At 71.5% G+C, this 24038-nt stretch carries 28 protein-coding genes; 18 read left to right on the top strand and 10 right to left on the bottom strand.

What is annotated here, in order from left to right; all coding sequences use genetic code 11:
• The first annotated feature begins 25 nt into the window (after positions 1-25).
• The 3 genes from ACIBO8_RS33170 (at position 26) to ACIBO8_RS33160 (ending at position 1292) form a co-directional block, all read left to right on the top strand.
• Positions 26-235 (top strand): hypothetical protein, encoded by a 210-nt coding sequence (locus tag ACIBO8_RS33170; RefSeq protein WP_396119380.1) that lies wholly within the window; start codon positions 26-28, stop codon positions 233-235.
• Positions 232-843 (top strand): HAD family hydrolase, encoded by a 612-nt coding sequence (locus ACIBO8_RS33165; RefSeq protein WP_396119379.1) that lies wholly within the window; start codon positions 232-234, stop codon positions 841-843. Before ACIBO8_RS33170 ends, ACIBO8_RS33165 begins: the two co-directional genes overlap by 4 nt.
• Positions 844-905: 62 nt before the next feature.
• Positions 906-1292 (top strand): cold-shock protein, encoded by a 387-nt coding sequence (locus ACIBO8_RS33160; RefSeq protein ID WP_396119378.1) that lies wholly within the window; start codon positions 906-908, stop codon positions 1290-1292.
• A gap of 43 nt (positions 1293-1335) precedes the next feature.
• Here ACIBO8_RS33160 and ACIBO8_RS33155 read toward each other — a convergent pair whose 3' ends face one another.
• The 3 genes from ACIBO8_RS33155 to ACIBO8_RS33145 all read right to left on the bottom strand — a co-directional run bounded on the left by ACIBO8_RS33155 (position 1336) and on the right by ACIBO8_RS33145 (position 4695).
• On the bottom strand, positions 1336-2154 hold the full coding sequence (locus ACIBO8_RS33155; RefSeq protein ID WP_396119377.1) for a 1,4-dihydroxy-6-naphthoate synthase: 819 nt from the start codon (positions 2152-2154) through the stop codon (positions 1336-1338).
• A gap of 73 nt (positions 2155-2227) precedes the next feature.
• A complete protein-coding gene (locus tag ACIBO8_RS33150; RefSeq protein WP_396119577.1) occupies positions 2228-2863 on the bottom strand; it encodes a futalosine hydrolase in 636 nt (211 codons plus the stop codon).
• Positions 2864-2868: 5 nt separating this feature from the next.
• Entirely contained in the window at positions 2869-4695 is a 1827-nt protein-coding gene (locus tag ACIBO8_RS33145; protein ID WP_396119376.1) for an MFS transporter, read from the bottom strand.
• 139 nt (positions 4696-4834) lie between these two features.
• On the opposite strand from ACIBO8_RS33145, the gene ACIBO8_RS33140 reads away from it, so the two are divergent.
• Positions 4835-5659 carry a DUF3027 domain-containing protein gene (locus ACIBO8_RS33140; RefSeq protein ID WP_396119375.1) on the top strand — a complete coding sequence of 275 codons (825 nt, stop codon included), beginning with the start codon at positions 4835-4837 and terminating at the stop codon, positions 5657-5659.
• 15 nt (positions 5660-5674) lie between these two features.
• Here ACIBO8_RS33140 and ACIBO8_RS33135 read toward each other — a convergent pair whose 3' ends face one another.
• Entirely contained in the window at positions 5675-5881 is a 207-nt protein-coding gene (locus ACIBO8_RS33135; RefSeq protein ID WP_396119576.1) for a DUF2530 domain-containing protein, read from the bottom strand.
• A gap of 254 nt (positions 5882-6135) precedes the next feature.
• Between ACIBO8_RS33135 and ACIBO8_RS33130 the strand changes: the two genes are divergently transcribed.
• The 3 genes from ACIBO8_RS33130 to ACIBO8_RS33120 all read left to right on the top strand — a co-directional run bounded on the left by ACIBO8_RS33130 (position 6136) and on the right by ACIBO8_RS33120 (position 9536).
• Complete coding sequence (locus ACIBO8_RS33130; RefSeq protein WP_396119374.1) at positions 6136-7614, top strand: NCS2 family permease; 1479 nt, start codon at positions 6136-6138, stop codon at positions 7612-7614.
• Positions 7615-7715: 101 nt separating this feature from the next.
• Positions 7716-8159 carry a MarR family winged helix-turn-helix transcriptional regulator gene (locus tag ACIBO8_RS33125; protein ID WP_396119574.1) on the top strand — a complete coding sequence of 148 codons (444 nt, stop codon included), beginning with the start codon at positions 7716-7718 and terminating at the stop codon, positions 8157-8159.
• 69 nt (positions 8160-8228) lie between these two features.
• The gene (locus ACIBO8_RS33120; protein ID WP_396119373.1) at positions 8229-9536 is read left to right on the top strand and encodes an MFS transporter; all 1308 of its coding nucleotides are present in this window, start codon (positions 8229-8231) and stop codon (positions 9534-9536) included.
• Here ACIBO8_RS33120 and ACIBO8_RS33115 read toward each other — a convergent pair.
• Positions 9522-10184, bottom strand: coding sequence for a FadR/GntR family transcriptional regulator (locus ACIBO8_RS33115; RefSeq protein ID WP_396119372.1), 663 nt, complete (start codon positions 10182-10184; stop codon positions 9522-9524). The genes ACIBO8_RS33120 and ACIBO8_RS33115 overlap by 15 nt on opposite strands.
• Positions 10185-10206: 22 nt before the next feature.
• On the opposite strand from ACIBO8_RS33115, the gene ACIBO8_RS33110 reads away from it, so the two are divergent.
• The 3 genes from ACIBO8_RS33110 to thpR all read left to right on the top strand — a co-directional run bounded on the left by ACIBO8_RS33110 (position 10207) and on the right by thpR (position 12419).
• A complete protein-coding gene (locus ACIBO8_RS33110; protein WP_396119371.1) occupies positions 10207-11394 on the top strand; it encodes an MFS transporter in 1188 nt (395 codons plus the stop codon).
• A 74-nt stretch (positions 11395-11468) separates the two neighbouring features.
• The gene (locus ACIBO8_RS33105) at positions 11469-11918 is read left to right on the top strand and encodes a hypothetical protein (RefSeq protein WP_396119370.1); all 450 of its coding nucleotides are present in this window, start codon (positions 11469-11471) and stop codon (positions 11916-11918) included.
• Between the two features lie 9 nt (positions 11919-11927).
• Positions 11928-12419 carry an RNA 2',3'-cyclic phosphodiesterase gene (gene thpR, locus ACIBO8_RS33100; RefSeq protein WP_396119369.1) on the top strand — a complete coding sequence of 164 codons (492 nt, stop codon included), beginning with the start codon at positions 11928-11930 and terminating at the stop codon, positions 12417-12419.
• A 1-nt stretch (position 12420) separates the two neighbouring features.
• Here the strand turns inward: thpR and sepH are convergent, their stop codons facing one another.
• A complete protein-coding gene (sepH, locus tag ACIBO8_RS33095) occupies positions 12421-13506 on the bottom strand; it encodes a septation protein SepH (RefSeq protein WP_396119367.1) in 1086 nt (361 codons plus the stop codon).
• Positions 13507-13708: 202 nt separating this feature from the next.
• Between sepH and ACIBO8_RS33090 the strand changes: the two genes are divergently transcribed.
• Entirely contained in the window at positions 13709-14149 is a 441-nt protein-coding gene (locus ACIBO8_RS33090) for a GNAT family N-acetyltransferase (protein ID WP_396119365.1), read from the top strand.
• On the opposite strand, the gene ACIBO8_RS33085 is transcribed toward ACIBO8_RS33090, so the two are convergent.
• From ACIBO8_RS33085 to ACIBO8_RS33075, 3 genes are all read right to left on the bottom strand, one after another.
• Entirely contained in the window at positions 14146-15402 is a 1257-nt protein-coding gene (locus ACIBO8_RS33085; RefSeq protein ID WP_396119364.1) for a pyridoxal phosphate-dependent aminotransferase, read from the bottom strand. The genes ACIBO8_RS33090 and ACIBO8_RS33085 overlap by 4 nt on opposite strands.
• Positions 15403-15464: 62 nt before the next feature.
• Positions 15465-16586: a phosphoserine transaminase gene (gene serC / locus ACIBO8_RS33080; RefSeq protein WP_396119363.1), complete on the bottom strand. Its 1122-nt coding sequence runs from the start codon at positions 16584-16586 to the stop codon at positions 15465-15467.
• Positions 16587-16616: 30 nt separating this feature from the next.
• Positions 16617-17723, bottom strand: a complete 1107-nt coding sequence (locus ACIBO8_RS33075; protein WP_396119362.1) for a citrate synthase 2 — start codon at positions 17721-17723, stop codon at positions 16617-16619.
• A 204-nt stretch (positions 17724-17927) separates the two neighbouring features.
• Here ACIBO8_RS33075 and pdxH point away from each other — a divergent pair, with 204 nt between their 5' ends.
• The 7 genes from pdxH to ACIBO8_RS33040 all read left to right on the top strand — a co-directional run bounded on the left by pdxH (position 17928) and on the right by ACIBO8_RS33040 (position 23773).
• Positions 17928-18554, top strand: coding sequence for a pyridoxamine 5'-phosphate oxidase (gene pdxH, locus ACIBO8_RS33070; RefSeq protein ID WP_396119573.1), 627 nt, complete (start codon positions 17928-17930; stop codon positions 18552-18554).
• Entirely contained in the window at positions 18551-19864 is a 1314-nt protein-coding gene (locus tag ACIBO8_RS33065) for an MFS transporter (RefSeq protein ID WP_396119361.1), read from the top strand. Before pdxH ends, ACIBO8_RS33065 begins: the two co-directional genes overlap by 4 nt.
• Before the next feature lie 10 nt (positions 19865-19874).
• Positions 19875-20804: an aldose 1-epimerase family protein gene (locus tag ACIBO8_RS33060; protein ID WP_396119360.1), complete on the top strand. Its 930-nt coding sequence runs from the start codon at positions 19875-19877 to the stop codon at positions 20802-20804.
• Positions 20805-20807: 3 nt separating this feature from the next.
• Positions 20808-21431, top strand: coding sequence for a nitroreductase family protein (locus ACIBO8_RS33055; protein ID WP_396119359.1), 624 nt, complete (start codon positions 20808-20810; stop codon positions 21429-21431).
• A gap of 67 nt (positions 21432-21498) precedes the next feature.
• Positions 21499-21795 carry a type II toxin-antitoxin system VapB family antitoxin gene (locus tag ACIBO8_RS33050; RefSeq protein ID WP_396119358.1) on the top strand — a complete coding sequence of 99 codons (297 nt, stop codon included), beginning with the start codon at positions 21499-21501 and terminating at the stop codon, positions 21793-21795.
• Between the two features lie 19 nt (positions 21796-21814).
• Positions 21815-22984, top strand: coding sequence for an acyl-CoA dehydrogenase family protein (locus ACIBO8_RS33045; protein ID WP_396119357.1), 1170 nt, complete (start codon positions 21815-21817; stop codon positions 22982-22984).
• A 39-nt stretch (positions 22985-23023) separates the two neighbouring features.
• The gene (locus tag ACIBO8_RS33040) at positions 23024-23773 is read left to right on the top strand and encodes a DUF4230 domain-containing protein (RefSeq protein WP_396119356.1); all 750 of its coding nucleotides are present in this window, start codon (positions 23024-23026) and stop codon (positions 23771-23773) included.
• 15 nt (positions 23774-23788) lie between these two features.
• Here ACIBO8_RS33040 and ACIBO8_RS33035 read toward each other — a convergent pair whose 3' ends face one another.
• Entirely contained in the window at positions 23789-23971 is a 183-nt protein-coding gene (locus tag ACIBO8_RS33035) for a PspC domain-containing protein (protein WP_396119355.1), read from the bottom strand.
• Positions 23972-24038: the final 67 nt, after the last annotated feature.

Below are 24038 nucleotides of genomic sequence, written 5' to 3'. Positions count from 1 at the left end.
ACTGAGCGACCAAGGGGAGTGTGCTGTGGGGGCGAGCAACAAGATGCCGGGTACGGCGGTGGAGGCCGGCCGGGCCACCGGGAAGCCGGGCCGCGAGTCTTCCATCAAGGAGGGGCATCTCGCCGTGTCCGAGCTGGTCAGCGACCGTGCGGCCGCCCCTTCGCCGTTCGGTGACGACCAGACCTTCCCGCTGCCGGTGGAGCGCCTGACGTACACGCCGACCACCACTCCGTGAGTGGGGCGGTCGGGTTCGACCTCGACATGACCCTGATCGACTCCCGGCCGGGCATCCGGGCGGCCTACCGGGCCCTGACGGAGCAGACCGGGGTGCATGTCGACGCCGATCTGGCCGTCACGCGGCTGGGGCCGCCGCTGCGGGCCGAGCTCAGCCAGTGGTTCCCCGAGCCGGACGTCGAGCAGGCCGTGACCACCTACCGGGCGCTGTATCCCGAGCACGCCATCGCGCCCACCGTTCCCATGCCGGGGGCGGTGGCCGCGCTGGCCGCCGTACGGGAAAGCGGGCTCCGGGTCGTGGTCGTGACCTCCAAGCTGGGCCGGCTGGCGGCGCTGCACCTCTCTCACCTGGGCATGGAGTACGACGAGCTGGCCGGTGACCTCTTCGCGGAGGGCAAGGCCGCGGCGCTCACCGAGCACGGCGTGCGGTGGTACGTGGGCGACCACGTGGCCGACATGATCGCGGCGCGGACGGCCGGCATCCCCGGCATCGGCGTGGCGACCGGGCCCTGCTCGGCCGAGGAGCTGGCCGAAGCGGGCGCGGCGCACGTGCTTCCGGACCTGACCGGCCTCCCGGTTCTGCTCCGGGAGATAACGGTTGGGTCCTGACGGGCTCGGTCGATAACCTTGCGTTGAGCAATCAATCCATTGAGTGAAGTCGAGGTCCAGCGGTGCCCACGGGTCGAGTGAAGTGGTACGACGCGGCGAAGGGGTTCGGGTTCGTCACCAGCGACGAGGGCGGGGACGTGTTCCTGCCCAAGGGCGCCCTGCCGTCCGGGGTCGCCGACCTCCGGGCGGGCCAGCGGGTCGAGTTCGGGGTGGTGGACAGCCGCAAGGGCGCCCAGGCGCTGGGCGTGAAGGTGCTGGACGCTCCGCCGTCCGTGGCCGAGCTGCGCCGCCGGCCGGCCGACGAACTGCACGGCCTGGTGGAAGACATGATCAAGGTGCTGGAGGCGAAGGTCCAGCCGGACCTGCGCCGCGGGCGCTACCCGGACAAGCGTACGGCTCAGAAGATCGCTCAGCTCGTGCACGCGGTGGCCCGCGAGCTCGAGGTCTGAGCCCCGGTTCTCGTGCGAAGGCCGCCCCGCGGGGCGGCCTTCGTCATGCTTGCAGGTTCGCGACCGGTGGGGTCAATCCGGCCGCGGCGGCCCGGCCCAGCAGGGCGTCCGCCGCCGCGAACCCCTCCTTGCCCAGGTCCAGCGTGAACTCGTTGACGTAGAGCTCGATGTGCTGCTTGACCACGTCGGGTTCCATCTCCTGGGCATTGGCCAGCACGAACTCCCGGCTCGCGGCGGGATCGGCCCACGCCATGCTCACCGAGGTGCGGATCCAATCGGCGGCCGTCTGCGGGTCGACGGCGCCCCGGCGCGCCAGGATCGCGCCGAGAGGGATCGGCAGGCCGGTGTCCGCCTCCCACCACTCGCCGAGGTCGGCCAGCGCGGTCAGGCCGTAGCGCGGGTACGTGAAACGGGCCTCGTGGATCACCAGGCCCGCGTCGTACGTGCCGTCGGCCACACCCGGCATGATCCGGTGGAACGGCACGACCTCGATGCGGGCCGGCTGGTTCTGCTGCGACCAGAGGCGGAAGAGCAGGTACGCCGTCGTACGGTCACCGGGCACGGCCACGGTCGCGCCGCTCAGGTCCCCGTCGTGGCCCTCGCGGGTCAGCACGAGCGGGCCACAGCCGCGGCCGAGGGCTCCGCCGCAGGGCAGCAGCTCGTACGCGTCCAGCAGCCACGGCAGCGCCGCGTAGCTGACCTTGACCAGGTCGAAGTCGCCGCGCTCGGCCGCGGTGTTGGTCACGTCGACGTCCGCGAACGTGAGGTCGACCGGCTCGGCGCCGGGGATCAGCCCGTGCACGAGGGCGTGGAAGACGAAGGTGTCGTTGGGGCAGGGCGAAACCGCCAGAGAAAGCGCCACGTCCCCACGGTAGCCAGGTCAGCGGCGGGTCGCCCTGTTCGCATCGCCACACGCGCGGCGCTCGTCCACAGGTTTATCCACAGGCCTTCGCGGCGGCGTCGGTGAGGGCGGAGAATGCTTCTGCGAGACGCCAGGAGGTCCGGTCGCGGGGGCCGATCGGGTTGGAGATCGTCCGCAGCTCGGCGAAGGGCACACCCGCGTCCCGGGCGGCGCAGGCCACGCCGTATCCCTCCATCGCCTCGGCCACGGCGGTGGGGAAGCGGTTGAGCAGGGAGGTGGCGGTTCGGGCGGTGCCGGTGACGGTGGCGAGGGTGAGCACGTCACCGACGACGGCGTGCGGGAGGGCCGTGGAGAGGGATTCGAGAAGGGACACGTCGGCCTCGGCGATGCTGCTGCCGAAGCCGAGTTCCTCGACGGGGAGGAATCCGTCGGGGGTCTCTGCGCCGAGGTCGGCCGCGATGCTGCGGGCGCCGAGGACGGTCGCGCCGACGTCCGCCCGCCCGGCGAAGCCGCCGGCGATTCCTGCGCTGAGCACGGCCCGGTAGGGGATGCCGCGTGCCTCGGCGAGGGCGAGCAGGCGGGCAGTGCCGGCGGCGGCCGCGGCCGGGCCGACGCCGACGGGCGCGACGTGGACCGTCGTGGCGTCGGCACCGGATCTGACGGCCTCCGCCTCGGCCTCGACGGCCGTGACGACGAGCAGCCGGTTGATCGCGGTCACGGGGTGGTCTCCTCCCGGCCGGGGTCGGTGTGGTTCGTGGCCGACGTCGGGCGGTAGATGTGGAAGCCAGGCGGCGCGAGGTGATCGTCGTTTCCTGAGGTCTCGGGTTGCCTCGGGGCCGGTGCGGCGGCCGAGCCGGGGCCGGGAGCCGAGCCAGGGTCCGGAGCCGAGCCACGGCCGGGAGCCGAGGCCGAGGTTGGTGCCGGTGTTGATGCCAGGGCCGGGGCTGCCGACTCCGGTGCTGACTCCGGTGCGGCGGGCGGATGGGAGCCGCCGGCCGCCGTAACCTTCCCGGCCTTCTCAGCCTTCGCGCCGGAGCGGGAGAAGAGACGGCGCTTGGCGGCGGCCGGAGGCGGCGGTGCCGCGGTATGAGGCTTCCCGGCCGTCGGGCCGCCCGGCGCCGGGGAGGTCGGGATGGTCTCAGTGGGTGGCTCCGCTGCCGTCGGGTCCTCCACGGCGACGTCCGGGCGGCCGTGCAGCCGCTCCTTGTGCAGGCGGCCGGCCACGATCGTGCCGCGTACCGCCGCTGCCACCGAGAACGCGGCGGCGATCGCGATGCCGATGCGGCCGTCCAGGGGGATGATGCCGACCGCGCCGCCGACCACCCAGGCGATCATCAGCACCGTCTCCGAGTGCGCGAATGCGCTGGCTCGCAGCCGCTCCGGGACGCGTTCCTGGATGCTGGCGTCCACCGCGAGCTTGGAGATGCCGCTGAAGATCGAGGCGACCAGCGACAGCAGGGCCACCATCGGGAGGGTGAAGAAGATCGCGGCGAGCACCGCCACGCCGGCCGTGATGGTCAGGCCGCTGGACTGCAGCGCCGCGGGGCGGCGGATGCGCAGACGGGTGCCGACGGCGGTGGCGAGGAACGTGCCGACCGCCAGTGCGCCCCCGACCAGGGCCACTGCGCCCTGGCTGCCGATGTCGCGGCCGAAGACCTCGGTGTCCAGGCCCTCCGCTTTGACGGCGAACGCCAGGTAGAGCAGGAGGAAGCCGTACAGGCAGCGGAAGCTGGCGCTGCCGACGAGCGTGTTGATGACCAGGCTGCCGGACAGCGGGCGGTCCGGGCCGCGGCGCAGGCGCAGCATCGTGCGGAACGGCCGGGGCACCTCTTCGGGCGGGTCGGAGTCGGCGCGCGGGGGCAGCCGGAGCGAGATCACCATGCCGACCACGAAGATGATCGACGCGACGCGCAGCGGCCACTGCGGACCGAACTCGAAGGCGAGCAGGCCGATGGGGGCGACCACCGCGCCCGCGAAGGTGCCGTAGACGCTGGCCCGGGCGCCGACCTGGGACAGGCCGACCCCTTCCGGCAGAAGGCGGGGCACGGCCGCGGAGCGGGCCACACCGTACGCCCGGGAGAGGGCCAGCACGCCGAACGCGGCGGGATACAGTCCCCAGCCGAGCAAATTGCCCGCGATCACGTACGCCAGGAACGCGCGCCCGAGCATCGTGACGGCGAGTGCGTACCGGCGGCCGTGCCGGAAGTGGTCGAGCAGCGGGCCCACCACCGGGGCCAGCAGTGCGAACGGCACCATCGTCACGAGCAGGTACAGCGCCACCTTGCTGCGGGCCTCGCCGAGCGGCACGTTGAAGAAGATCGTGCCGGCCAGCCCGATCGCGATGAGGGTGTCGCCGGCGCAGGAGAGCGCGTGCAGGTCGAAGAGGCGGATCATGCCGATCTCGTTGGCCGCGCCGCGGGCGCGGGCGTCACCGACCCGGCGGGTGGCCCACGCGCTGCCGCGCAGGCCGCCTCGCACCAGCATCCGCATCGCCTTGACGCCGGTGCCGACGGTGCGTCCGAGAGTGGGAAGCAGCGGCATCGCCCCATCCTGTCGCATGGAGGCGAGCCGCGTCGCGTCCGCGACCGCGGTGTGCCGGAAAACCGGCGGCCCCGACCCGCGTACGCGGATTCGGGGGACTCGTTGCCACCGGGGTTGGCGCGTGGGGGACAATGACCCCGTGACGACCAGGACCACCGGGAACCGTGCCGCCCGACTCGATCAGGTCTGTGCCGATGCGGTCGGCGTCGCCCGGGGCGCCATCACCGATGTGGACGCCGCCGACATCGGCGAGCACCTCGAGGCGGTGGCCGAGGGCGACCGGGTCGTGACCCACTTCTTCGAGAGCCACCTCGCCGGCTACCGCGGCTGGCGCTGGGCGGTCACGGTGACCCGGGTGCCCCGGTCGCGGCACGTCACCGTCTGCGAGACCGTGCTGCTGCCCGGGCCCGACGCGCTGCTCGCCCCCGGGTGGGTGCCGTGGAACGAGCGGGTGCAGCCGGGCGATCTCGGCGTCGGCGACCTCATGCCGACCGCGCCCGACGACGACCGGCTCGCGCCCGGCTACGTGCTCAGCGATGACGCCGCCGTGGAGGAGGTCTCCTGGGAGCTCGGCCTGGGCCGCTCCCGCGTGATGTCCCGCGAGGGCCGCATGGAGACCGCCCAGCGGTGGTACGACGGCGAGTCCGGCCCGGAGGCACCGATCTCCGCCGCGGCGCCCCGCGCCGCCCGCTGCGGCACCTGCGGGTTCTACCTGCCGCTCGCCGGGTCGATGCGGGCGATGTTCGGCGTCTGCGGCAATCTGTACGCCCCTGACGACGGTCGCGCGGTCAGCGCCGACCACGGCTGCGGTGCGCACTCGGAGGCGCTGCAGGGCACGTCGGAGCAGCCGGTCGAGGAGCTCCCGACCGTCTACGACGACAGCGAGGTCGAGGCGGTGGCGGTCAGCCGGGCGCACGGCTCCGTCGAGGCGAGCGAGCCCGCCGAGGACTACGGCCACAGCTGAGCCGGTCCGTCAGCCTCAGTCGGTCACCGTGAACTCGGGGTGGCTGAGCGCGCGCCGGCGGCGCCGGTTGGCGTCGTGGCGCAGCATGGTGATCAGGCCCGGGATGCCGGAGAGCAGGCCGGCGAGGCAGGTCCAGAGCCAGTCGTCCGGGGCATCGGCGACCAGCAGGATCACGCCCGCCACGGCGAAGGCCGCCATGCCGGCGAGCGCGAACGGCACCATGGGCGGATCGAGCGGCTCCGGCCTCGGCTTCGTGCCGGTCACCGCGTCCAGCCCGGGTACGTGCCGCTCCGGGCCGGTGCCGGGCGTGGTCGCGTGCGGGGTGGGGGAGAGGTCGGCCACCTGATGAGCGTACGTCTCCCGAGATGGCCCGTGGGGACGCGTGACGGTTGTAACAGTTCCGATCTTTTGCCGAGGTCAATGGTCTGATTCGATGCCCGTAACACCCGCCGCACGTCCCGCGTGGAAGGGCTCCGATGGCCACTACTGCCGCCGATGCGAATGTCGGCTCGTCCGGGCGTACCCCCCGGAATGGTTTTGATCGTTTCTTTCAGATCTCGGCCCGGGGCTCGACGGTCGGCCGGGAGATCCGGGGCGGGTTCGCCACGTTCTTCACGATGGCCTACATCGTCGTGCTCAACCCGCTGATCCTCGCGGCCGGCGTCGACGCCACCGGCGCGAAGCTGCCCCTCACCGCGCTCGCTGCCGGTACGGCCCTGGTCGCCGGCGTCATGACGATCCTCATGGGTGTCGTCGCGCGGTTCCCGCTGGCGCTCGCTGCCGGCCTCGGCGTGAACGCGCTGGTCGCTTACGAGATCGCGCCGGAGATGACCTGGGCCGACGCCATGGGTCTGGTGGTCATCGAGGGCGTCGTGATCGGCATCCTGGTCCTGACCGGGCTGCGGACGGCGGTCTTCCGGGCGGTGCCGACCGAGCTGAAGACGGCCATCGGCGTCGGCATCGGCCTCTTCCTCATGATCATCGGCCTGGTCGACGCCGGGTTCGTGCGGCGCATCCCGGACGTCGCCGGCACGACGGTGCCGGTGGAGCTGGGCATCGGCGGCAAGCTCACGAGCTGGCCGCTCCTGGTCTTCTGCCTGGGACTGTTGCTCACGCTGATTCTTTTCGTACGCCGGGTGAAGGGCGCGATCCTCATCGGCATCCTGGCGACCACGGTGCTCGCGATCGTGGTCGAGGCCATCGGCAAGATCGGTCCGTCTTTCGTCGACGGCAAGCCGAACCCCGCCGGCTGGTCGCTGAACGTGCCGAAGCTGCCCGAGAAGATCGTGGACACGCCCGACCTGTCGCTGCTCGGCAAGTTCAACGTCCTGGACTCCTGGGGCCGGGCCGGCTGGCTGGTCGTGCTCATGTTCGTCTTCACGCTGCTGATCACCGATTTCTTCGACACCATGGGCACGATGGTGGCCGTCGGTCAGGAGGGCGGACTGCTCGACGCCGAGGGCATGCCGCCGCGCACGCGGGAGATCCTGCTCGTCGACTCGGTCGCGGCCGCGGCGGGTGGCGCGGCCAGCGTCTCGAGCAACACCTCGTTCATCGAGAGCGCGTCGGGTGTCGCCGAGGGTGCGCGTACCGGGGTCGCGAACCTGGTCACCGGGGTGCTGTTCCTGCTGGCGATGTTCCTCGCCCCGCTGGTCACGGTGGTGCCGTTCGAGGCGGCGTCCACCGCGCTGGTCGTGGTCGGCTTCCTCATGATGATGGCCGTACGGCAGATCGACTGGACCGACTACGAGATCGCCATCCCGGCGTTCCTGGCGATCACGCTCATGCCCTTCACGTACTCGATCTCGAACGGCATCGGCGCGGGCATCATCTCGTACGTGATCATCAAGCTCGCGGTGGGCAAGGCCCGGATGGTCCACCCCCTGCTGTACGGCGTAGCCGTGCTGTTCGTCCTCTATTTCCTGCGCGGCCCGCTGGAGTCGGTGCTGCTCTGACGGACGCGGCGGTCACCGGGTGCGTTACCGTGCCCGGTGACTACGGTCATAGGCGTATTCGATGTCGTTAGCCAAGCTCATTAGCTAGGCTAATTAACGTGATGGAGCGGTCGGTGGCGGAGCGGACTTCAGCCGAGCAGCTGGCCGTCGGGTTGCGCGAGGCGATCACCCGGCTCAACCGGCGGGTGCGTCAGGAACGCCCGGTCGGCGATCTGACCTTCAGTCAACTGTCCGCCCTGACCAGCCTCCAGCTGGCCGGGGCACTGACGCCGCGGGAGCTCGCCGACGTCGAGCGGGTGCAACCGCCGACGATGACCAAGATCGTCGGCAAGCTCGAGGACCGCGGCCTCGTCGCGCGCACGCCCCACCCCACCGATCGCCGCCAGGTCATCCTGGCCGCGACCGAGCAGGGCCGGGTCGTGTTCGCACAGTTCGAGAAGGCGCGCAACGAGTGGCTGGCGAAGCAGCTGGCCGAGCTCACCCCGGACGAACGCGACACGCTCGAACGGGCGGCGCAGATCCTCCAGCAGGTCGCCCGGGCCTGACCCGCCCCCGCCTCCTGTCGTTCCGTCACACGGCGATGACGCGTACGACCGAGGAGGAGGCGCACCCGAGTGCGGGCAGTGCTGAGCACGACGTTCCGGTCCCTGCAGATCCGTAACTACCGAATCTTCGCGACCGGTCAGCTGGTGAAGCTGATCGGCGTCTGGATGATGTTCACCGCGCAGGACTGGCTGGTGCTCGACCTCTCCGGCAACTCGCCCGGAGCGCTCGGCGTGGTCACCGCCCTGCAGTTCCTGCCCGTGCTGCTGCTCACGCTCTGGGGTGGCAGGCTCGCCGACCGGTACGACAAGCGCAAGCTGCTCATCCTCGCCAACGCGGTCTTCGCGATCACCGCGATCGTATTCGCGATCCTGGTGGCGGCCGGGATCGTCGCGCTCTGGCATGTGTTCATGTTCGCCTCGCTCCTCGGCGTGGCGAACGCGGTGGAGACGCCGGTCCGGCAGTCGTTCGTCTCGGAGCTGGTGGAGCTCCCGCTGCTGCCCAATGCGCTGGCCCTGTCCGCGGCGACCTTCAACACCGCCCGGATCGGCGGGCCGGCGCTGGCCGGCGTGGCGCTCGCGCTGTTCGGCACCGGCCCGGTGTTCCTCATCGCGACGGTTCTCGCCATCGCGCCGGTCTTCAGCTACTGGCGCATGCGCCCCGCGGAGCTGCATCGCGCCGACCGGCACCCCAAGGCGGGAGACACGAGGATCATCGACGGGCTGAAGTACGTCCGGAAGCGCGACGACCTCCTGCTGCCCATCGGGCTCATGGCGGCCATCGGCATGATCGGCTTCAACTTCCCGGTCACGCTGGCCGCCCTCGCGAAGATCGACTTCCATGCCGGGCCGTCGTCCTTCGGCCTGCTCACCACCGCCCTGGCGGTGGGCGCGCTCTGCGGTGCGCTCGCCGGCAGCGGCCGTCGCAGCCGGCCGGGTGCCTACCGCGTGCTCGGCGCGGCGCTGATCTTCAGCGCCTTCGAGGTCGCGGTGGGGTTCGCGCCGACCTTCGTCGTCGCGATGATCCTGCTGGTGCCGACCGGATTCTTCTCCATGTACCTCGCCCAGGCGGCCAACCACCGCGTCCAGATGGGCGTGGACGCGCAGTACCGGGGCCGGGTGATGGCGCTCTACGTGCTCGTGTTCCTGGGCACGACGCCGGTCGGTGCGTCCCTGGCCGGCTGGTGGGGCCAGCACTTCGGGGTGTCGTCCAGCATCTGGGCGGCCGGCATCGTCTGCCTGGTGGCGTCGGTCACAGCTCTGCTCTGGCAGCTGCGGGTGAGCGGCGACAAGGTCAGCGTCAGCGTCGGGTCGCGGCCCCGCCTGACCCTGGTCCGCAGCGAGCCCGAGGAGGCGCCGGCGCCCTCAATCGCCGCCTGAGATCAGCGACGCCTCCGCGGTGGCGGCCGCTGCGTCGCCGGCGCGGATGGCCTCCAGCAGGCCGTGGTGCTCCATGTATTCCTCCGGCCTGAGCGCCGCGCCGAAGTGGCCGCTCAGCGACTCGCGGATCACCTCGCCGAGATCGGCGTAGAGCTCGGTCAGCACCTCGTTGTGCGAAGCCGCCACCACCGCCCGGTGGAAGGCCGCGTCGGCGTCCACGAACGCGTCCCGGGCACCCGTGGACCAGGCCTGCTCGCGCTGGGCGTACAGGGTGTCCAGGCGGTGCAGGTCCTCCTCGGTGCGCCGGCGGGCCGCGAAGCCGGCGGCCGCTGCCTCGAGCGTCCGGCGCAGCTCGCGAACCTGCCCGGGATCGGCGGCGGCGAAGCGGCGTTGCATCACGCCGGCCAGCTCACTGGTGGCCGCCACGTAGGTGCCCGAGCCCTGCCGGATGTCGAGCAGCCCGTTGTGGGCCAGGGCGCGGACGGCCTCGCGAACGGTGTTGCGCGCGACACCGAGCCGGGCGACCAGCTCCGGCTCGGTCGGGATGCGCGAGCCGACCGGCCAGGCCCCGGAGGTGATCTGGTGGCGCAACTCGGCGATCACCCGGCCGGCGAGCGGCTCGGCACGGGTTACCGGACCCAAATTCATCCCATGATTCTATGATGGGCTCATGACGATGACCAGCGTGGCCCGCGACCGTGCCGTGGCGACCGCCGCGCTGGTCCTCGCGGCGATCAACCTCCGGCCCGCCGTGACGAGCCTGGGACCGGTGCTGGCCGAAGTGCGCGAGAGCCTCGGCATGAGTGCGACGGTCGCCGGCCTGCTGACCTCCGTACCCGCGGTCTGCTTCGCGGCCGTCGGGTCCGTCGCGCCGCTTCTGGCCCGCAGATGGGGCACCGGCGGCGCCGTCGCGATCGGGGCCGCGGCGCTCACGCTGGGGCTCGCCGTACGGCCGTGGGCCGGCGGCACACCGCTCTTCATCGCCCTGACCGCGCTGGCTCTGGCCGGCATCGCCCTCGCCAACGTGCTGCTGCCAGTAGTCGTCAAGCAGCGGTTCCCGGACCGGGTCGGCGCGATGACGGGCCTCTACTCGGTGGCGCTGAACTTCGGCGCGTCCACGGCGGCCGCCGTGACCGTGCCGCTCACCGCCGGGTTCGGCGGCGACTGGCGGCTCGGGCTCGGCGTGTGGGCCGTCGTGGCGGCGCCGGCCGTGCCGCTGTGGGTCAAGCTCGCACGCGACCGGGACGGCGAGACGCCGCCGGGTGCCGCGGCCACCGTCGAGCCGGACCTGCGGCTTCGGCATCAGCCGGTGGCCTGGGCGCTGGCCGTCTATTTCGGGCTCCAGTCCACCGCCGCGTACGTGATCATGGGCTGGCTGCCCCAGGTGTTCCGCGACGCGGGTATCCCGGCGACCAAGGCCGGGCTGCTCTTCGCGGTGACGGCGCTGCTCGGCGTACCGCTGTCCTTCGTGCTCTCCGCGGTCGCCGGGCGCCTGCCCCGGCAGAGCGGGATCGCCGTCGGCGTCGGGCTCTTCGGCGTCGCCGGGTACGCCGGACTCTGGGCCGCCCCGGCCGCGGCCCCGTGGGTGTGGGCGGTGCTGCTGGGCGTCGCGAACTGTTCCTTCCCGCTGGCGTTGACGATGATCGCGCTGCGGGGACGAAACGCCGTGGTGGTCGTACGGCTGTCCGCGTTCGCCCAGAGCACGGGTTATCTGCTGTCGATCCCCGGTCCGATCGTCGTCGGCGCCCTCTATCAGCACAGCGGCAGCTGGCGGGTGCCACTGGCCCTGATGACGGTCCTGATGCTGCCGCAGATGGTGGCCGGATTCCTCGCCGGCCGGGACCGGCAGATCGGCTGACGCCGGATCCTGGCAGACCGAGTCATCCGAACGGCTGTCTCGCTTCTCTTTCCGGAAGGCTTAGCGTCATCGACGTGGCAATCACGCACATCGCGGTACTCGCGATGGCGCTGGTGGCGCTGCTGTGCCTGCCGTGTGCCGTCGCGGTCCTCGTCTGCACGGACGCCGTGGCCGCCCGCCGCCCCTGGGCGCGGGCCCGGCGGCGCGAGCACCGTGCCCTGCGCTGCCTCGACCGCAGGCTGAGCAGCGCCGACCCGTTCGTCCGGCCGCCGGTGCCCGGTCCCGGCATCGAGGAGCTGGCCGCCGATCTGCGCCGGCTGGCACGGCAGCGGTCCAGCGGTCCGACGCTCGAGTCCGCCGCGTGGCTGAACGCCGTGGTGCGGGCGTACGACCATCGCCTCGTGGTCGCCAGCGAGGCGCTCGGGGTGCGGCACCACCTGGCCGGGCTCGACGGGATGGACCGGGACCTGGAACGGATCCGGGTGGAGGAGGAACTGCGCGCCGCGGGGTTGCGCCTTCGCTAGGGTCTCCGCGTGCGGCTTTTTGTGGCGGTGTACCCACCGGATCACGTACGCCGGGATCTACGCCGGCGGCTGACCGAGGCGCTGGCCGGCCGTCGGCTTCGCCTGACCGAGCTCGAGAAGTGGCATGTGACGCTGGCGTTCCTCGGCGACGTGACCGGCGAGCAGCTTCCCGGGCTGGAGGCCGCCCTCGACCGGGTCGCCGTGCCTCGCGGCCGGGAGCTGCGGCTGCGCGGCGGCGGCGGCTTCAGTGGCCGGGTCACATGGGCCGGTGTGGAGGGTGACCTGCGCGACCTCAGCGACCAGGTGCGCGGGGCGGCGAAGGAGGCCGGAGTGTCGTTCGACGAGCGACCGTTCACCGCGCACCTGACCGTCATGTACGCCCACGACGATGCCGTGCGCGCGGCCCTGGAGGCCTACTCCGGCCCGCCGTGGACGGTGGACGAGATGGCTCTGGTCCGCAGCGATCCGGGCGGCGCCTACACCACCCTGCGGACCTGGTAGCTCAGGAGCTCTCGCGAGCCGCCGGGCCGCCGCCGAAGAGGACGTCGTCCCAGCTCGGCAGGCGCTTGCGCGGCTTCGCGGCCTCCTCCGACTCGGCCTCCCCGGGCTGGGCGCCGACCGTGCGGCGCGGCCGGAGGACGGCCAGGCTGGGCACCGCCGGCACCTCCTTGGGCAGGTCGGCGTCGTCGTCGAAGGCCGAGCCGGCACCGCCGCCGAGCAGCGCCGCCGCGCCGCCGGCCACCGGGCGGCGGGTCTCCTGCGCGGCCGGCTCCAGGCCGCGGCCGGGACGGTCGCTGCCGAGCGGGCGGTCGAGGGAGGCGAGCAGCGCGTCGCGCCCGGCCCGGATCGGGTCACGGGTGGGACGCGGGGAGTCCGTGGTGGGCAGGCCGCGTCCGCCGCGGGTGGGCTCGGCGGCACGGGCCGGGCCCGGCAGGCCGTGACCCCCGCGCTCGTGGGCGCTGCGCTCGGGCGCCGGCTCCTGGCCGAGGATCTGGGTGGGGCGCTCGGCGCACAGGTACTGCGCCATGTCGTCGTGGGGCGAGACGACCTGGCGGCCCTTGTCGAGGTCCCAGACCGCCTGCGCGGTGGCCTTGCCGGACGGCCAGGTGGCTACGATGCGCCAGGTGCCGTCCTCGCGCCGGAACGCGTCCCAGGAGATCTTCTCGGTGTCGATGCCGTGCTGGGCCAGCCGGCTGTCGACCACCTCGGCCAGCGGCGCGCCGGAGTCCGAGGTCTTGAGCCGGGTGCGGCGGGCGTGCTGGGCGAGCATGGCCCGCTCCTGGAGCACGGGTCCGGCGTACCGGAGAACCCGGTCGACCGGGACGCCGGCCACGCGCGCGACGTCCTCGGCGGACTCGCCGGAGCGGATCCGAGCCTGGATGTCGCGGGGCGACAGCGTCGCCATGGACTCGGCGTTGGACACGGCCAGCGCGTTGGTCGTCGTGGCCACGGCCACGGCGCCGCCCTCGTGGTGCAGGGCGCCGCTGACCCGGTCGTCGATGGGGAGTGCCAGGAGCCGGCCGACCTCATCGGCGAGCACCAGGGCCTGACCGTCCTCGGAGAGGGCGACGAAGCGTACCGGCCGCATGCGTTGCCTCCGTCCCGTCGCTGCTCGGATTTCGATCGGATATGGGCCCCGAGAGTCAGCCACCCGGGCACGTTTTGGAACACGGTACGCGTTGCGATCACTCGATGGTGGTAGCCACGCCGTTCCAACTTGCTGACCTGCGAAGATGATCTTCACTGAATAACCCGTTGCCCGGGCTGGTCATCCACCCTACAAAGACGGTATGGCAGTCGAACTCCGCCCGGTGACCAAGGACGACTTCCGCGCCGTCATCAAGCTGGAGGTCGCGCCCGATCAGGCGGGCTTCGTCGCGCCGAACGTCATCGGGATCGCCGAGACGCACATCTACCCGGAGGCCGAGCCGCGTGCCGTCTATGCGGACGGCGAGCTCGTCGGCTTCGTACTGCTCCACCCCGGCGAGCGCGCCGGCGAACACGTGCTGGTCCGACTGATGATCGACCACCGGTTCCAGGGCCGGGGGCTCGGCCGGCAGGCCCTCGAGGCCGCCGTCAGCCATGCGGCGCACGAGCACAAGGCTGATTCCGTACGCCTGAGCTTCGTCCCGTCGAACGACCGGGCCCGCGCCCTCTACCTGTCCGCCGGCTTCCAGGAGACCGGTGAGGTCGACGACGGCGAGATCGTCATGGTGCGGCACCTGGGCTAACCGTTGGCGGCGCGGCGCGCGGTGTACTCCGTCGACCGGTGGGACGGGTACGGGATGAGGTTGTCGGGTTCCTCGTCGGCGGTGTTCCAGCTGCGGCGGGTGTCCAGCGGGTCGTCCTCGTAGGCGGGGCGGACCCGGAACTGGCGTCCGTAGTCCATCATCCCGTCGATCAGCCGGTCCACGTCCCGGGCCGGGCGCACGACCAGGCGCATGAACTGGCTGGTCATGCCGAGTTTGTTGCCGCATTCGCGGGTGTAGACGCCGTGGTTGGCCACCAGGTAGTCGCGCAGGGCCACCCCGGACCACTCGGTGGGCAGCTTGACCAGGATGAAGTTGCCCTGGGACGGGAAGACGGTCAGGCCGGGGACGCGGGCCAGCTCGCCGGCCATGGTACGGCGGTCGCGGCTGAGCAGGCGCAGGCTGTCGTCGTACTCGGCGTCGTGCTCCTGGATCATGTAGACGACCTTCTCGGCCAGCGAGTTCAGGTTCCACTTGGGCAGCGCCTTGCCGATCTTGCCGGCGATGGCGGGGTTGGCCAGCAGGTAGCCGAAGCGGATGCCGTGCAGGCCGAAGTTCTTGCCGAGGCTCTTGAGCACGACCGCGTTGGGGCGGATGACCGCGTCCGGGCCGACCGACGGGTACTGCTCCGCGTCGGAGAAGTCGATGAAGGACTCGTCGATCACGACCAGGTCCAGGTCGCCGAGCGCGTCCATGAAGCGGATGACGTCCCGGCGGGCCAGGTAGCCGCCGTCCGGGTTGTTGACGTTGCAGACCACGGCGACGCGGGAGCCGCGTTCGCGGATGAAGCGTACGTAGTCGTCGAGGTTGAGCCGGAAGGCGTCGCGTTCCTGCAGCGGAAACATGTCGACGCGCTTGCCGGTCTCCAACGGCTGGTCGGTCCAGCGGCCGAACGTGGGGATCGGGATCGCCACGCTCTCCTTGATCAGCAGGTGGTCGATCCAGGTGATCAGCTCGGTGGAGCCGTTGGCCATCGCCACCGTCTGCGGGTGCAAGCCGAGCACGCTGGCCAGCTTGTTCGTGATGCTGTGGGAGTCGCTGGGGTAGTACTTCAGGATGTTCTTGAGGTCGCGGGAGAGCTCGTCGAACATCTCCGGCGTCGGGAAGTACGGGTTGCACGGGATGCAGAAGTCGACGATCTCCGCGCCCTCGCCCATGCTTCGAGAAAGATCGAAATAAGAGGCGCTGTGCGCTCCCTTGTGCAGGATCGAGGGGTCGAAACCGGTCCGGGCCACGGCGACTCCTTCTCATCCAGCGACATTGCCGCCCATCAGTACGGGCGGTAGCCAAGGATCGTTCAGAGTCGTTCGATGACGTAGTCGATGCAGCGGGTCAGAGCCTCGACGTCCGCGGGGTCGACGGTGGGGTAGAGGGCCACGCGCAGCTGGTTGCGCCCCAGCTTGCGGTAGGGCTCGGTGTCCACGATGCCGTTCACGCGGAGTGTCTTGGCGATGGTCGCCGCGTCCACCCCGTCGGCGAAGTCGATCGTGGCCACCGCGTGCGACCGAAGTGCCGGATCGGCCACGAAGGGTGATGCCGTGGCCGAGCGGTCGGCCCAGCCGTAGATCGCCGCGGCACTCTCCGCGCTGCGCTTCGCCGCCCAGCCCAGGCCGCCCTGAGCGTTCATCCAGTCCACCTGCTCGGCGGCCAGGAAGACGGTGGCCAGCGCGGGCGTGTTGTACGTCTGCTCCAGCCGCGACTGCTCGATCGCGGTCACGAGGTCGAGGAACTGCGGGATGTAGCGACCGGACGCCTTGACCTCGTGAGCCCGCTCGATCGCGGCCGGCGACATCAGCGCGATCCACAGCCCGCCGTCGGAGCCGAACGCCTTCTGCGGGGCGAAGTAGTAGACGTCGGTCTCGGTGAGGTCCACGTCCAGGCTGCCGGCGCCCGAGGTGGCGTCGGTCAGCAGCAGGGCGCCGGCGTCGGCGCCCGCGACCCGCTTGACCGGCACGGCCACGCCGGTCGAGGTCTCGTTGTGCACGCTCGCGTACGCGTCGACGCCCGCCTCGGCGGTGAGGTAGGCAGCGCTGCCGCCCGCAGCCTTGTGCACGGTCGGCTCGGCGAGGAACGGCGCGTCCTTCACCGCCTTGGCGAACTTGGCGCCGAACTCTCCGAACTCGGCGAACTGGGCCTTGTCGCGGATCAGCCCGAACGCGGCCGTCTCCCAGAACGCGCTGGTGCCGCCGTTGCTGATGATCACCTCGTAGCCGTCCGGCAGGGAGAAGAACTCCGCGATGCCGGTACGCAGGCGGGCGACCTGATCCTTCACCGTCCGCTGCCGGTGCGACGTACCCATGAAGGTCTTCGCCACCCGGGAGAGCGCCTCGACCCCCTCCGGCCGCACCTTGCTGGGACCGGAACCGAACCGGCCGTCGACGGGCTTGAGGTCGTCGGGGATGCGGATCGGGTCAGTCACGGGGGGTCCTTCCGGGCGGTGGCGAAGCGACTACAGATTATGCGGTACGGCGTCCCAGCCCTCGACGTCCTGAGGCTTGCGGGCCGACGGTCCTACATAACGCGCACTGGGCCGCACGATGCGACCGAGTTTCTTCTGCTCCAGAATGTGCGCGCTCCAGCCGGCCACCCGGGCGCAGGTGAACATCGAGGTGAACATGTGCGCCGGAACCTCGGCGAAGTCGAGCACGACCGCGGACCAGAACTCCACGTTGGTGGCCAGCACGCGGTCCGGCTTACGGGCCTGGAGCTCGGCCAGAGCCGCCCGCTCGAGCGCCTCGGCCACCTCGAAGCGGGGCGCGCCCAGCTCCTTGGCCGTCCGCCGCAGCACGCGGGCCCGCGGGTCCTCGGCCCGGTAGACCCGGTGGCCGAAGCCCATCAGCCGCTCACCGCGGTCGAGCACGCCCTTGACGTAGCCCTCCGCGTCGCCGCTGCGCTCGACGGCCTCGATCATGTGCAGCACCCGGGAGGGAGCGCCGCCGTGCAGCGGGCCGGACAGCGCCCCGATGCCGGAGCTGATGCAGGCGGCCGCGTCCGCGCCGGTGGAGGCGACGATCCGGGCCGTGAAGGTGGAGGCGTTGAGCCCGTGCTCGGCGGCGGAGATGAAGTAGGCGTCGACCGCCTTGACGTGACGCGGGTCGGGCTCGCCGCGCCAGCGCTTCATGAACCGTTCGACGATCGTCTGGGCCTTGTCGATGTCCTTCTGCGGCACGGCCGGCAGGCCCAGCCCGCGGGCGGCCTGCGCCACGAACGACAGTGCGGTGACCGACACCCGCGCCAGGTCGGTCCGGACCTGGTCGTCCTCGATGTCCAGCAGCTGGGAGAGCCCCCAGTACGGCGCGAGCATGGCGACCGCGGACTGCACGTCCACCCGGATGTCGCCGGAGTGCACGGGCACCGGGAACGGCTCCGCGGGAGGCAGCCCGGGGCCGAACCGGCCGTCCACCAGCAGCGCCCACACGTTGCCGAAGGACACCTGGCCGATCAGGTCCTCGATGTCGACGCCCCGGTAGCGCAGCGAGCCGCCGTCCTTGTCGGGTTCGGCGATCTCGGTCTCGAAGGCGACGACGCCCTCCAGGCCCGGCTTGAAATCGGACACGACGCCTCCTGGGAGTTCCGGCTGGACGAAAGCCGTGGATGCTTCATCTTGCCCGCCGGTGACCGGCAGGTCGACCCGCGGAAATGTGCTGTCTGCGACACCTATCCTTCCTGAGCGGACGTGGCGGCGTACGCCACTTAGGTTCGTTGGGTCGATCTCGGAAAAGGAAAGCCTGTGACGTCCGAACAACCGTCGCCCGCCGAGATGCGGCGCGACTACACCGAGCGCGGCGCGCTGCTCGAGGCGGACCTGGCGGCGACCTGGCCGGAGCAGTTCGCCCGCTGGTTCACCGAGGTCCTGGAGTTCGCGCTCCCCGAGCCCAACGCGATGATCGTGGCGACCGCCGACGCGGCGGCCCGGCCCAGCGCCCGTACGGTGCTGCTCAAGGGCTACGACGAGCGCGGCTTCGTGTTCTTCACCAACTACACCTCCCGCAAGGGGGCCGAGGCACTCGAGAACCCGCAGGCCAGCCTGGTCTTCCCGTGGTTCCCGATGCAGCGCCAGGTGATCGTCTGCGGCGCCGTGGAGAAGGTGTCCCGGGCGGAGACCGAGGCGTACTTCGCCACGCGGCCGCGCGGGTCCCGGCTCGGCGCCTGGGCCAGCCCGCAGAGCCGGGTGGTGCCGGACCGCGACGCCGTGGACGCGGGACTCGCCGCCGCGGTCGAGCGCTTCGGCGAGGAGGGCGAGGTGCCGGCGCCGCCGCACTGGGGGGGTCTGCGGGTCGTGCCGGAGACCGTCGAGTTCTGGCAGGGCCGCAGCAATCGCCTGCACGACCGGCTGCGCTACCGCCGGGCCGGGGAGACCTGGGTCGTCGAGCGGCTCGCCCCGTGAGCCAGGAGCCCGTGGAGGCCGCCGAGAAGATCGTCGAGGAGCGGAAGCGGCGGAGCTGGGTGATCGACGTACGCCCGCTGCGCGAGGTCGCGTACCGGCGGATGTGGATCGGCAACGGGGTCTCGTACTTCGGTTTCCAGTTCACCTCGGTGGCCGTGCCGGTCGAGATGTTCGCGATCACGCACTCGTCCGCGTGGGTGGGCCTGCTGGGCATCGCGGGGCTCGTACCCCTGTTGATCTTCGGGCTGTGGGGCGGTGCCGCCGCGGACGTGGTCGACCGTCGCAAGCTGCTGCTCGCCAGCTCGACGCTGGCCTGGCTGTCCACCGTGGGGCTGCTGGTCCAGGCCTTGCTGGGGGTCCGCAGCGGCGTGCTGCTGCTCGTGCTCACCGCCGTGCAGTCCGCCGGTTTCGCGGTCAGCTCGCCGGCCCGGCAGGCGATCATCCCGCGGATCGTGCCGGCCGGCCTGGTCCCGGCGGCCAACACCCTCGCCTACACGACCACCACGGCGGGCGGCGTTCTGGGCCCGCTGGCCGCGGGTCTGATCTTCGGCGCCTGGTCCACGGGTACGGGTGTCACGATCGCGTACGCGGTGGACGCCGCCCTCTTCACGGTCTCGTTCTGGGCGACCTACCGGCTCCCGCCCATCCCGCCGGTGCACGACGAGGACCACGCCGAGAAGCCGACCGCCGGCCTGCGCGGCATCGTCGACGGCCTGCGCTTCCTCGCCACCCAGCCGGTGCTCCTGCTGTCGTTCGCGGTGGACATCATCGCGATGGTGCTCGCCATGCCGCGGGCGCTCTTCCCGGAGATCGCCGCGAACCGTTTCGGCGGAGGGTCCGCGGTGGGCTGGCTCTTCGCCGCCATCGCGATCGGCTCGGTGGTCGGCGGCCTCACCTCCGGCTGGATCGGCCGGGTGAAGCGGCAGGGCGTCGCGTTGGTCCTGGCCGTGGTGGGCTGGGGCGTGGCGGTCGGCTTCGCCGGCCTGGCCACCTCGCTGTGGACGATGGTGCTGCTGCTCGCCGTGGGTGGCGCGGCCGACCTGGTCAGCGCGGTCTACCGGCAGTCCATCCTGCAGGTGTACGCACCGGACCGGCTGCGTGGCCGGCTCCAGGGAGTCTTCACGGTGGTGGTGGCGGGCGGCCCGCGCCTGGGTGACCTGCGGGCGGGCGCCACCGCCGATCTTGCCGGGCCGACCGCGTCCTGGGCGGGCGGTGGCTTTGCGGCCGCCGGTCTCGCGGTGGTGCTGGCCCTCGCGTTCCCTGCCCTCGTTCGATACCGCCCTCCGGCTGGTACTGACGCGAACCGATAATGTCGTGCTCATGACTGACGTGGTGTCGGCGAGATCCGGGACTCAGTGGACGATCGAGGCCGACGGCCACCGGGCCACGGTCGCCGAGGTCGGTGGCGTGTTGCGCGAGTACACCGTGGGCGATCGTGCGGTGCTGGACGGCTTCGGGCCGGACGAGATCTCGCCGGCGTCGGCGGGTCAGATCCTCGCGCCCTGGCCCAACCGCATCCGCGACGGCCATTACACGTTCGATGGCACGACCTACCAGCTTCCCCTGACCGAGCCGGACAAGCACAACGCGATCCACGGGCTCGTCAACTGGTCCCGGTGGCGGCTCGCCGAGCAGGCCGCGGGCTCCGTCACCCTCGAGTTCGACCTGCCGCCCCAGGTCGGTTACCCGTGGCCGCTGACGGTGCGCATCCGGTGGAGCCTCTCCGCCGACGGTCTGCGCGCCGATCAGGAGGTCACGAACACGGGGGAGGCCGCCGCGCCGTGGGGCTTCTCGGTCCACCCGTACGTGCAACTCCCCGGCGTAGCCGTGGACGACACGCTGCTGCGGGTGCCGGGGCGCAGCAAGATCCTGGCGGACCAGCGGCTGCTGCCGATCGGCGCCGTCCGGGTCTCCGGCACGGAGTTCGACTACACCGAGCCGCGCCGCATCGGTGCCGCTGTCCTCGACACCACCTGGGGCGATCTGGCCACCGACGCCGACGGCGGCTCGTCGGTCACGATCGCGGCGCCCGACGGCAGCCAGGCGGTGACCGTCTGGGGTGACGACGCGTTCAAGTGGTGGCAGGTGTTCACCGGCGACACGCTCCGCGGCGAGCGGTTCCGGCGGTCGCTGGCGATCGAGCCGATGACCTGCCCGCCCGACGCCTTCCGCTCCGGCCGGGACCTGATCGTGCTGGCACCGGGCCAGACCTGGCGGGCGTCCTGGGGCATCCGGCCCTCGGCGGCCTGAGCCGTGGAGTTCGACGAGGTCCTGCGCCGGCGCCGGATGGTGCGTACGTACGACCCGGATCGGCCGGTGCCGCCCGAGATCGTCGACAAGCTGATCAAGCATGCGCTGCGGGCGCCCTCGGCCGGGTTCTCCCAGGGCTGGGGCTTCCTGGTGCTGCAGGAACCGGAGGACCGCGAGCTCTACTGGTCCGTCACGGCTCCGGGCGGCCAGGAGGACTCCTGGCTGCAGCGGATGCGCACCGCGCCGCTGATCATCGTGGCCCTCTCCAACAAGTCGGTGTACCTGGATCGGTACGCCCAGCCCGACAAGGGCTGGACCGATCGCGGGGAGAGCCGGTGGCCGGTGCCGTACTGGCACATCGACACCGGGTTCGCCGCGTTGCTCATGCACCTGACCGCCGTCAACGAGGAGCTCGGTTCCCTGTTCTTCGGCGTACCGGCGGATCGGATCGGTGCTTTGCGGGAGGCTTTCGGCATACCGGACGAATTCTCGCCTGTCGGGGTCCTGACCGTGGGCTATCCGGCACCGGACAAGAGGTCACCGTCACTGCGCCGGGGGCACCGCCCCGTGGACGAAGTGGTGCATCATGGCCGGTGGACCGCCGGAGGGACGCCGGCGGCTCGCTAGGCTGGCAGGCGTACAGGCCCGTCCGCCGGGTATGGCCAGAGTGAGGGACCGAGGGGAGCGTGCCGTCGTGATCTTCAAAGCGGTACGGGACGGAGCGCCGTACCCCGACCATCACACGACGCTGAAGATGTGGGCCGAGATCCCGCCCCGGCCGATCCGGCTGGCCGACCTCATCACCACCAAGCGGGAGCTCGCCCTCGACAAGCTCCTCGCGGAGGATTCGACCTTCTACGGCGACCTGTTCCCGCACGTGGTGGAGTGGAACGGCGGCCTCTACCTGGAGGACGGCCTGCACCGGGCGCTGCGGGCCGCGCTGCAACAACGCAATCAGATCCACGCGAGAGTGCTCGTCATCGCCAACTAACGCTGTTAGTTTAAACGGCATGGCCGTCTCACCGCTGGATCTGCTGGACCTCGATGACCTCCTGACCGACGAGGAGCGCGACGTTCGCGAGCTCGCGCGCCGGGTCGCCGCGGACCGGGTCCGCCCGCACGTCTCGGACTGGTACGAGCGCGGCGAGGTGCCCGTCCGCGACCTGGCCCGCGAGTTCGGCAAGCTCGGCTTCCTCGGCATGCACCTGACCGGCTACGGCTGTGCCGGCGCCACGGCGGTGCAGTACGGCCTGGTCTGCCTGGAGCTGGAGGCCGCCGACTCGGGCGTCCGTTCGCTGGTCTCGGTCCAGGGCTCCCTGGCCATGTACGCCATCTGGAAGTTCGGCAGCGAGGAGCAGAAGCAGCAGTGGCTGCCCGGCATGGCCGCCGGCGAGCTGATCGGCTGCTTCGGCCTCACCGAGCCCGACCACGGCTCCGACCCGGCGAACATGGCGACCCGCGCCCGCCGCGACGGCGACGACTGGGTGCTGCACGGCGGCAAGATGTGGATCACCAATGCGCCGCTCGCCGACGTGGCCGTCATCTGGGCCCGTGCCGAGGAGGGGGTCGTCGGCTTCGCCGTGCCGACGACGACGCCCGGCTTCTCGGTGCGGGAGGTCAAGAAGAAGCTGTCGCTGCGCGCCTCCGCCACCGGTGAGATCACGCTGGACGACGTGCGCCTGCCCGACTCGGCGCGCCTGCCGCTGGCCCGCGGTCTCAAGGCCCCGCTCTCCTGCCTCACCGAGGCCCGCTTCGGCATCATCTGGGGCTCGCTCGGCGCGGCCCGGGACTGCCTGGAGACGGCCATCGCGTACGCGACCGCCCGGGAGCAGTTCGGCCGCCCGATCGCCGGCTTCCAGCTCACCCAGGCCAAGCTCGCGGACATGGCCCTCGAGCTGCAGAAGGGCTACCTGCTGGCGCTGCACCTGGGACGCCGCAGCGACACCGCGGGGCTGCGGCCCGAGCAGGTCAGCATCGGCAAGCTCAACAACGTGCGCGAGGCCATCAAGATCGCCCGGGAGTGCCGCACGATCCTCGGCGGCAACGGCATCAGCGGGGAATATCCCGTGCTCCGGCACGCCAACAACCTCGAGAGCGTGCTCACGTACGAGGGAACTTCGGAGATCCACCAGCTCGTCATCGGGCAGAAATTGACCGGTCTGAACGCATTCGGCGGTTGAGCGCTGCGGTTGTCGCACCCCCGCCGTACCGTAAGGAGCATGGCCAACTCACACGATGTGGATGAGCCGACCAGGGAGTATCCGGCCGTGACCGAGCCCGGGCCGGCCACCGCCGAGCCCGCGGCGCCGGAACGTCCGCCCGGCATCGGCGGCTTAGCCCGGGTCGTCATCTTCATCGGCGTGGTCTTCGCGCTGATCGTGGCGCTCTGCCTCGGGCTGCGGGCGCTCAACGTACTGCCCGGCTTCGACAACCCGTTCGCCGACAAGACGACCGACCGCAGCCAGCCGGTGCTGCTGCAGTCGATGCGCGACCTCAGCCGGTACGTCGCCGCCGACGGCACCTTCCAGGTGATCGTCGACCTGCAGGAGAACAAGGAGAACGTCCCCGACTTCCTGCTGAACAAGCGCACGCTGTTCGTCGGCGCCGGCACGGTCGAGGAGTACGTCGACTTCGGCCAGCTGGCCTCCAGCGCCCTGACGGTCGACGAGGAGAACAAGTCGGTGCAGATCAAGCTGCCGCCGCCGGAGCAGGGCCAAGCCGCTCTGGACATGCAGCGCAGCTACGTCGTGGCGGAGGAGCGGGGACTGCTCAACCGCATCGGCGACGCCTTCTCCAAGGATCCCAACCAGCAGCAGCGGGTCTACCAGCTGGCGCAGCAACGGATCACGGAGGCGGCCCGCGCCAGCGGCCTCGACCAGCGGGCGCGGGAGAACACCGAGAAGATGCTCACCAGCCTGTTCGAACGGCTCGGCTACACCAAGGTCACCGTCGAGTTCGCCAACCCCTGACCCGGTGGACAGCCGTCACTCGTTGGGCAGCAGCACCCAGAGGATCAGGTAGATCAGGACCTGCGGGCCGGGCAGCAGGCAGGAGAGCACGAAGACCAGCCGCATGATGCCCGGGGACACGCCGAAGCGGCGGGCCAGGCCGGAACACACGCCGGCGATCCAACGGTCGTCGCGGGGGCGGGCCAGTCGGCTAGCCATGTCATCCACTCCTTCGGTGTCGGTCCGGCGGGTGCCCGACCTGCGATCAACGGTAGGAGCGCGGAGC

Source organism: Actinoplanes sp. NPDC049681, assembly GCF_044465265.1.
Taxonomy (GTDB): domain Bacteria; phylum Actinomycetota; class Actinomycetes; order Mycobacteriales; family Micromonosporaceae; genus Actinoplanes.
Note: the sequence above shows the minus strand (reverse complement) of the source record. Positions and strands in the feature narration are given on the sequence as shown.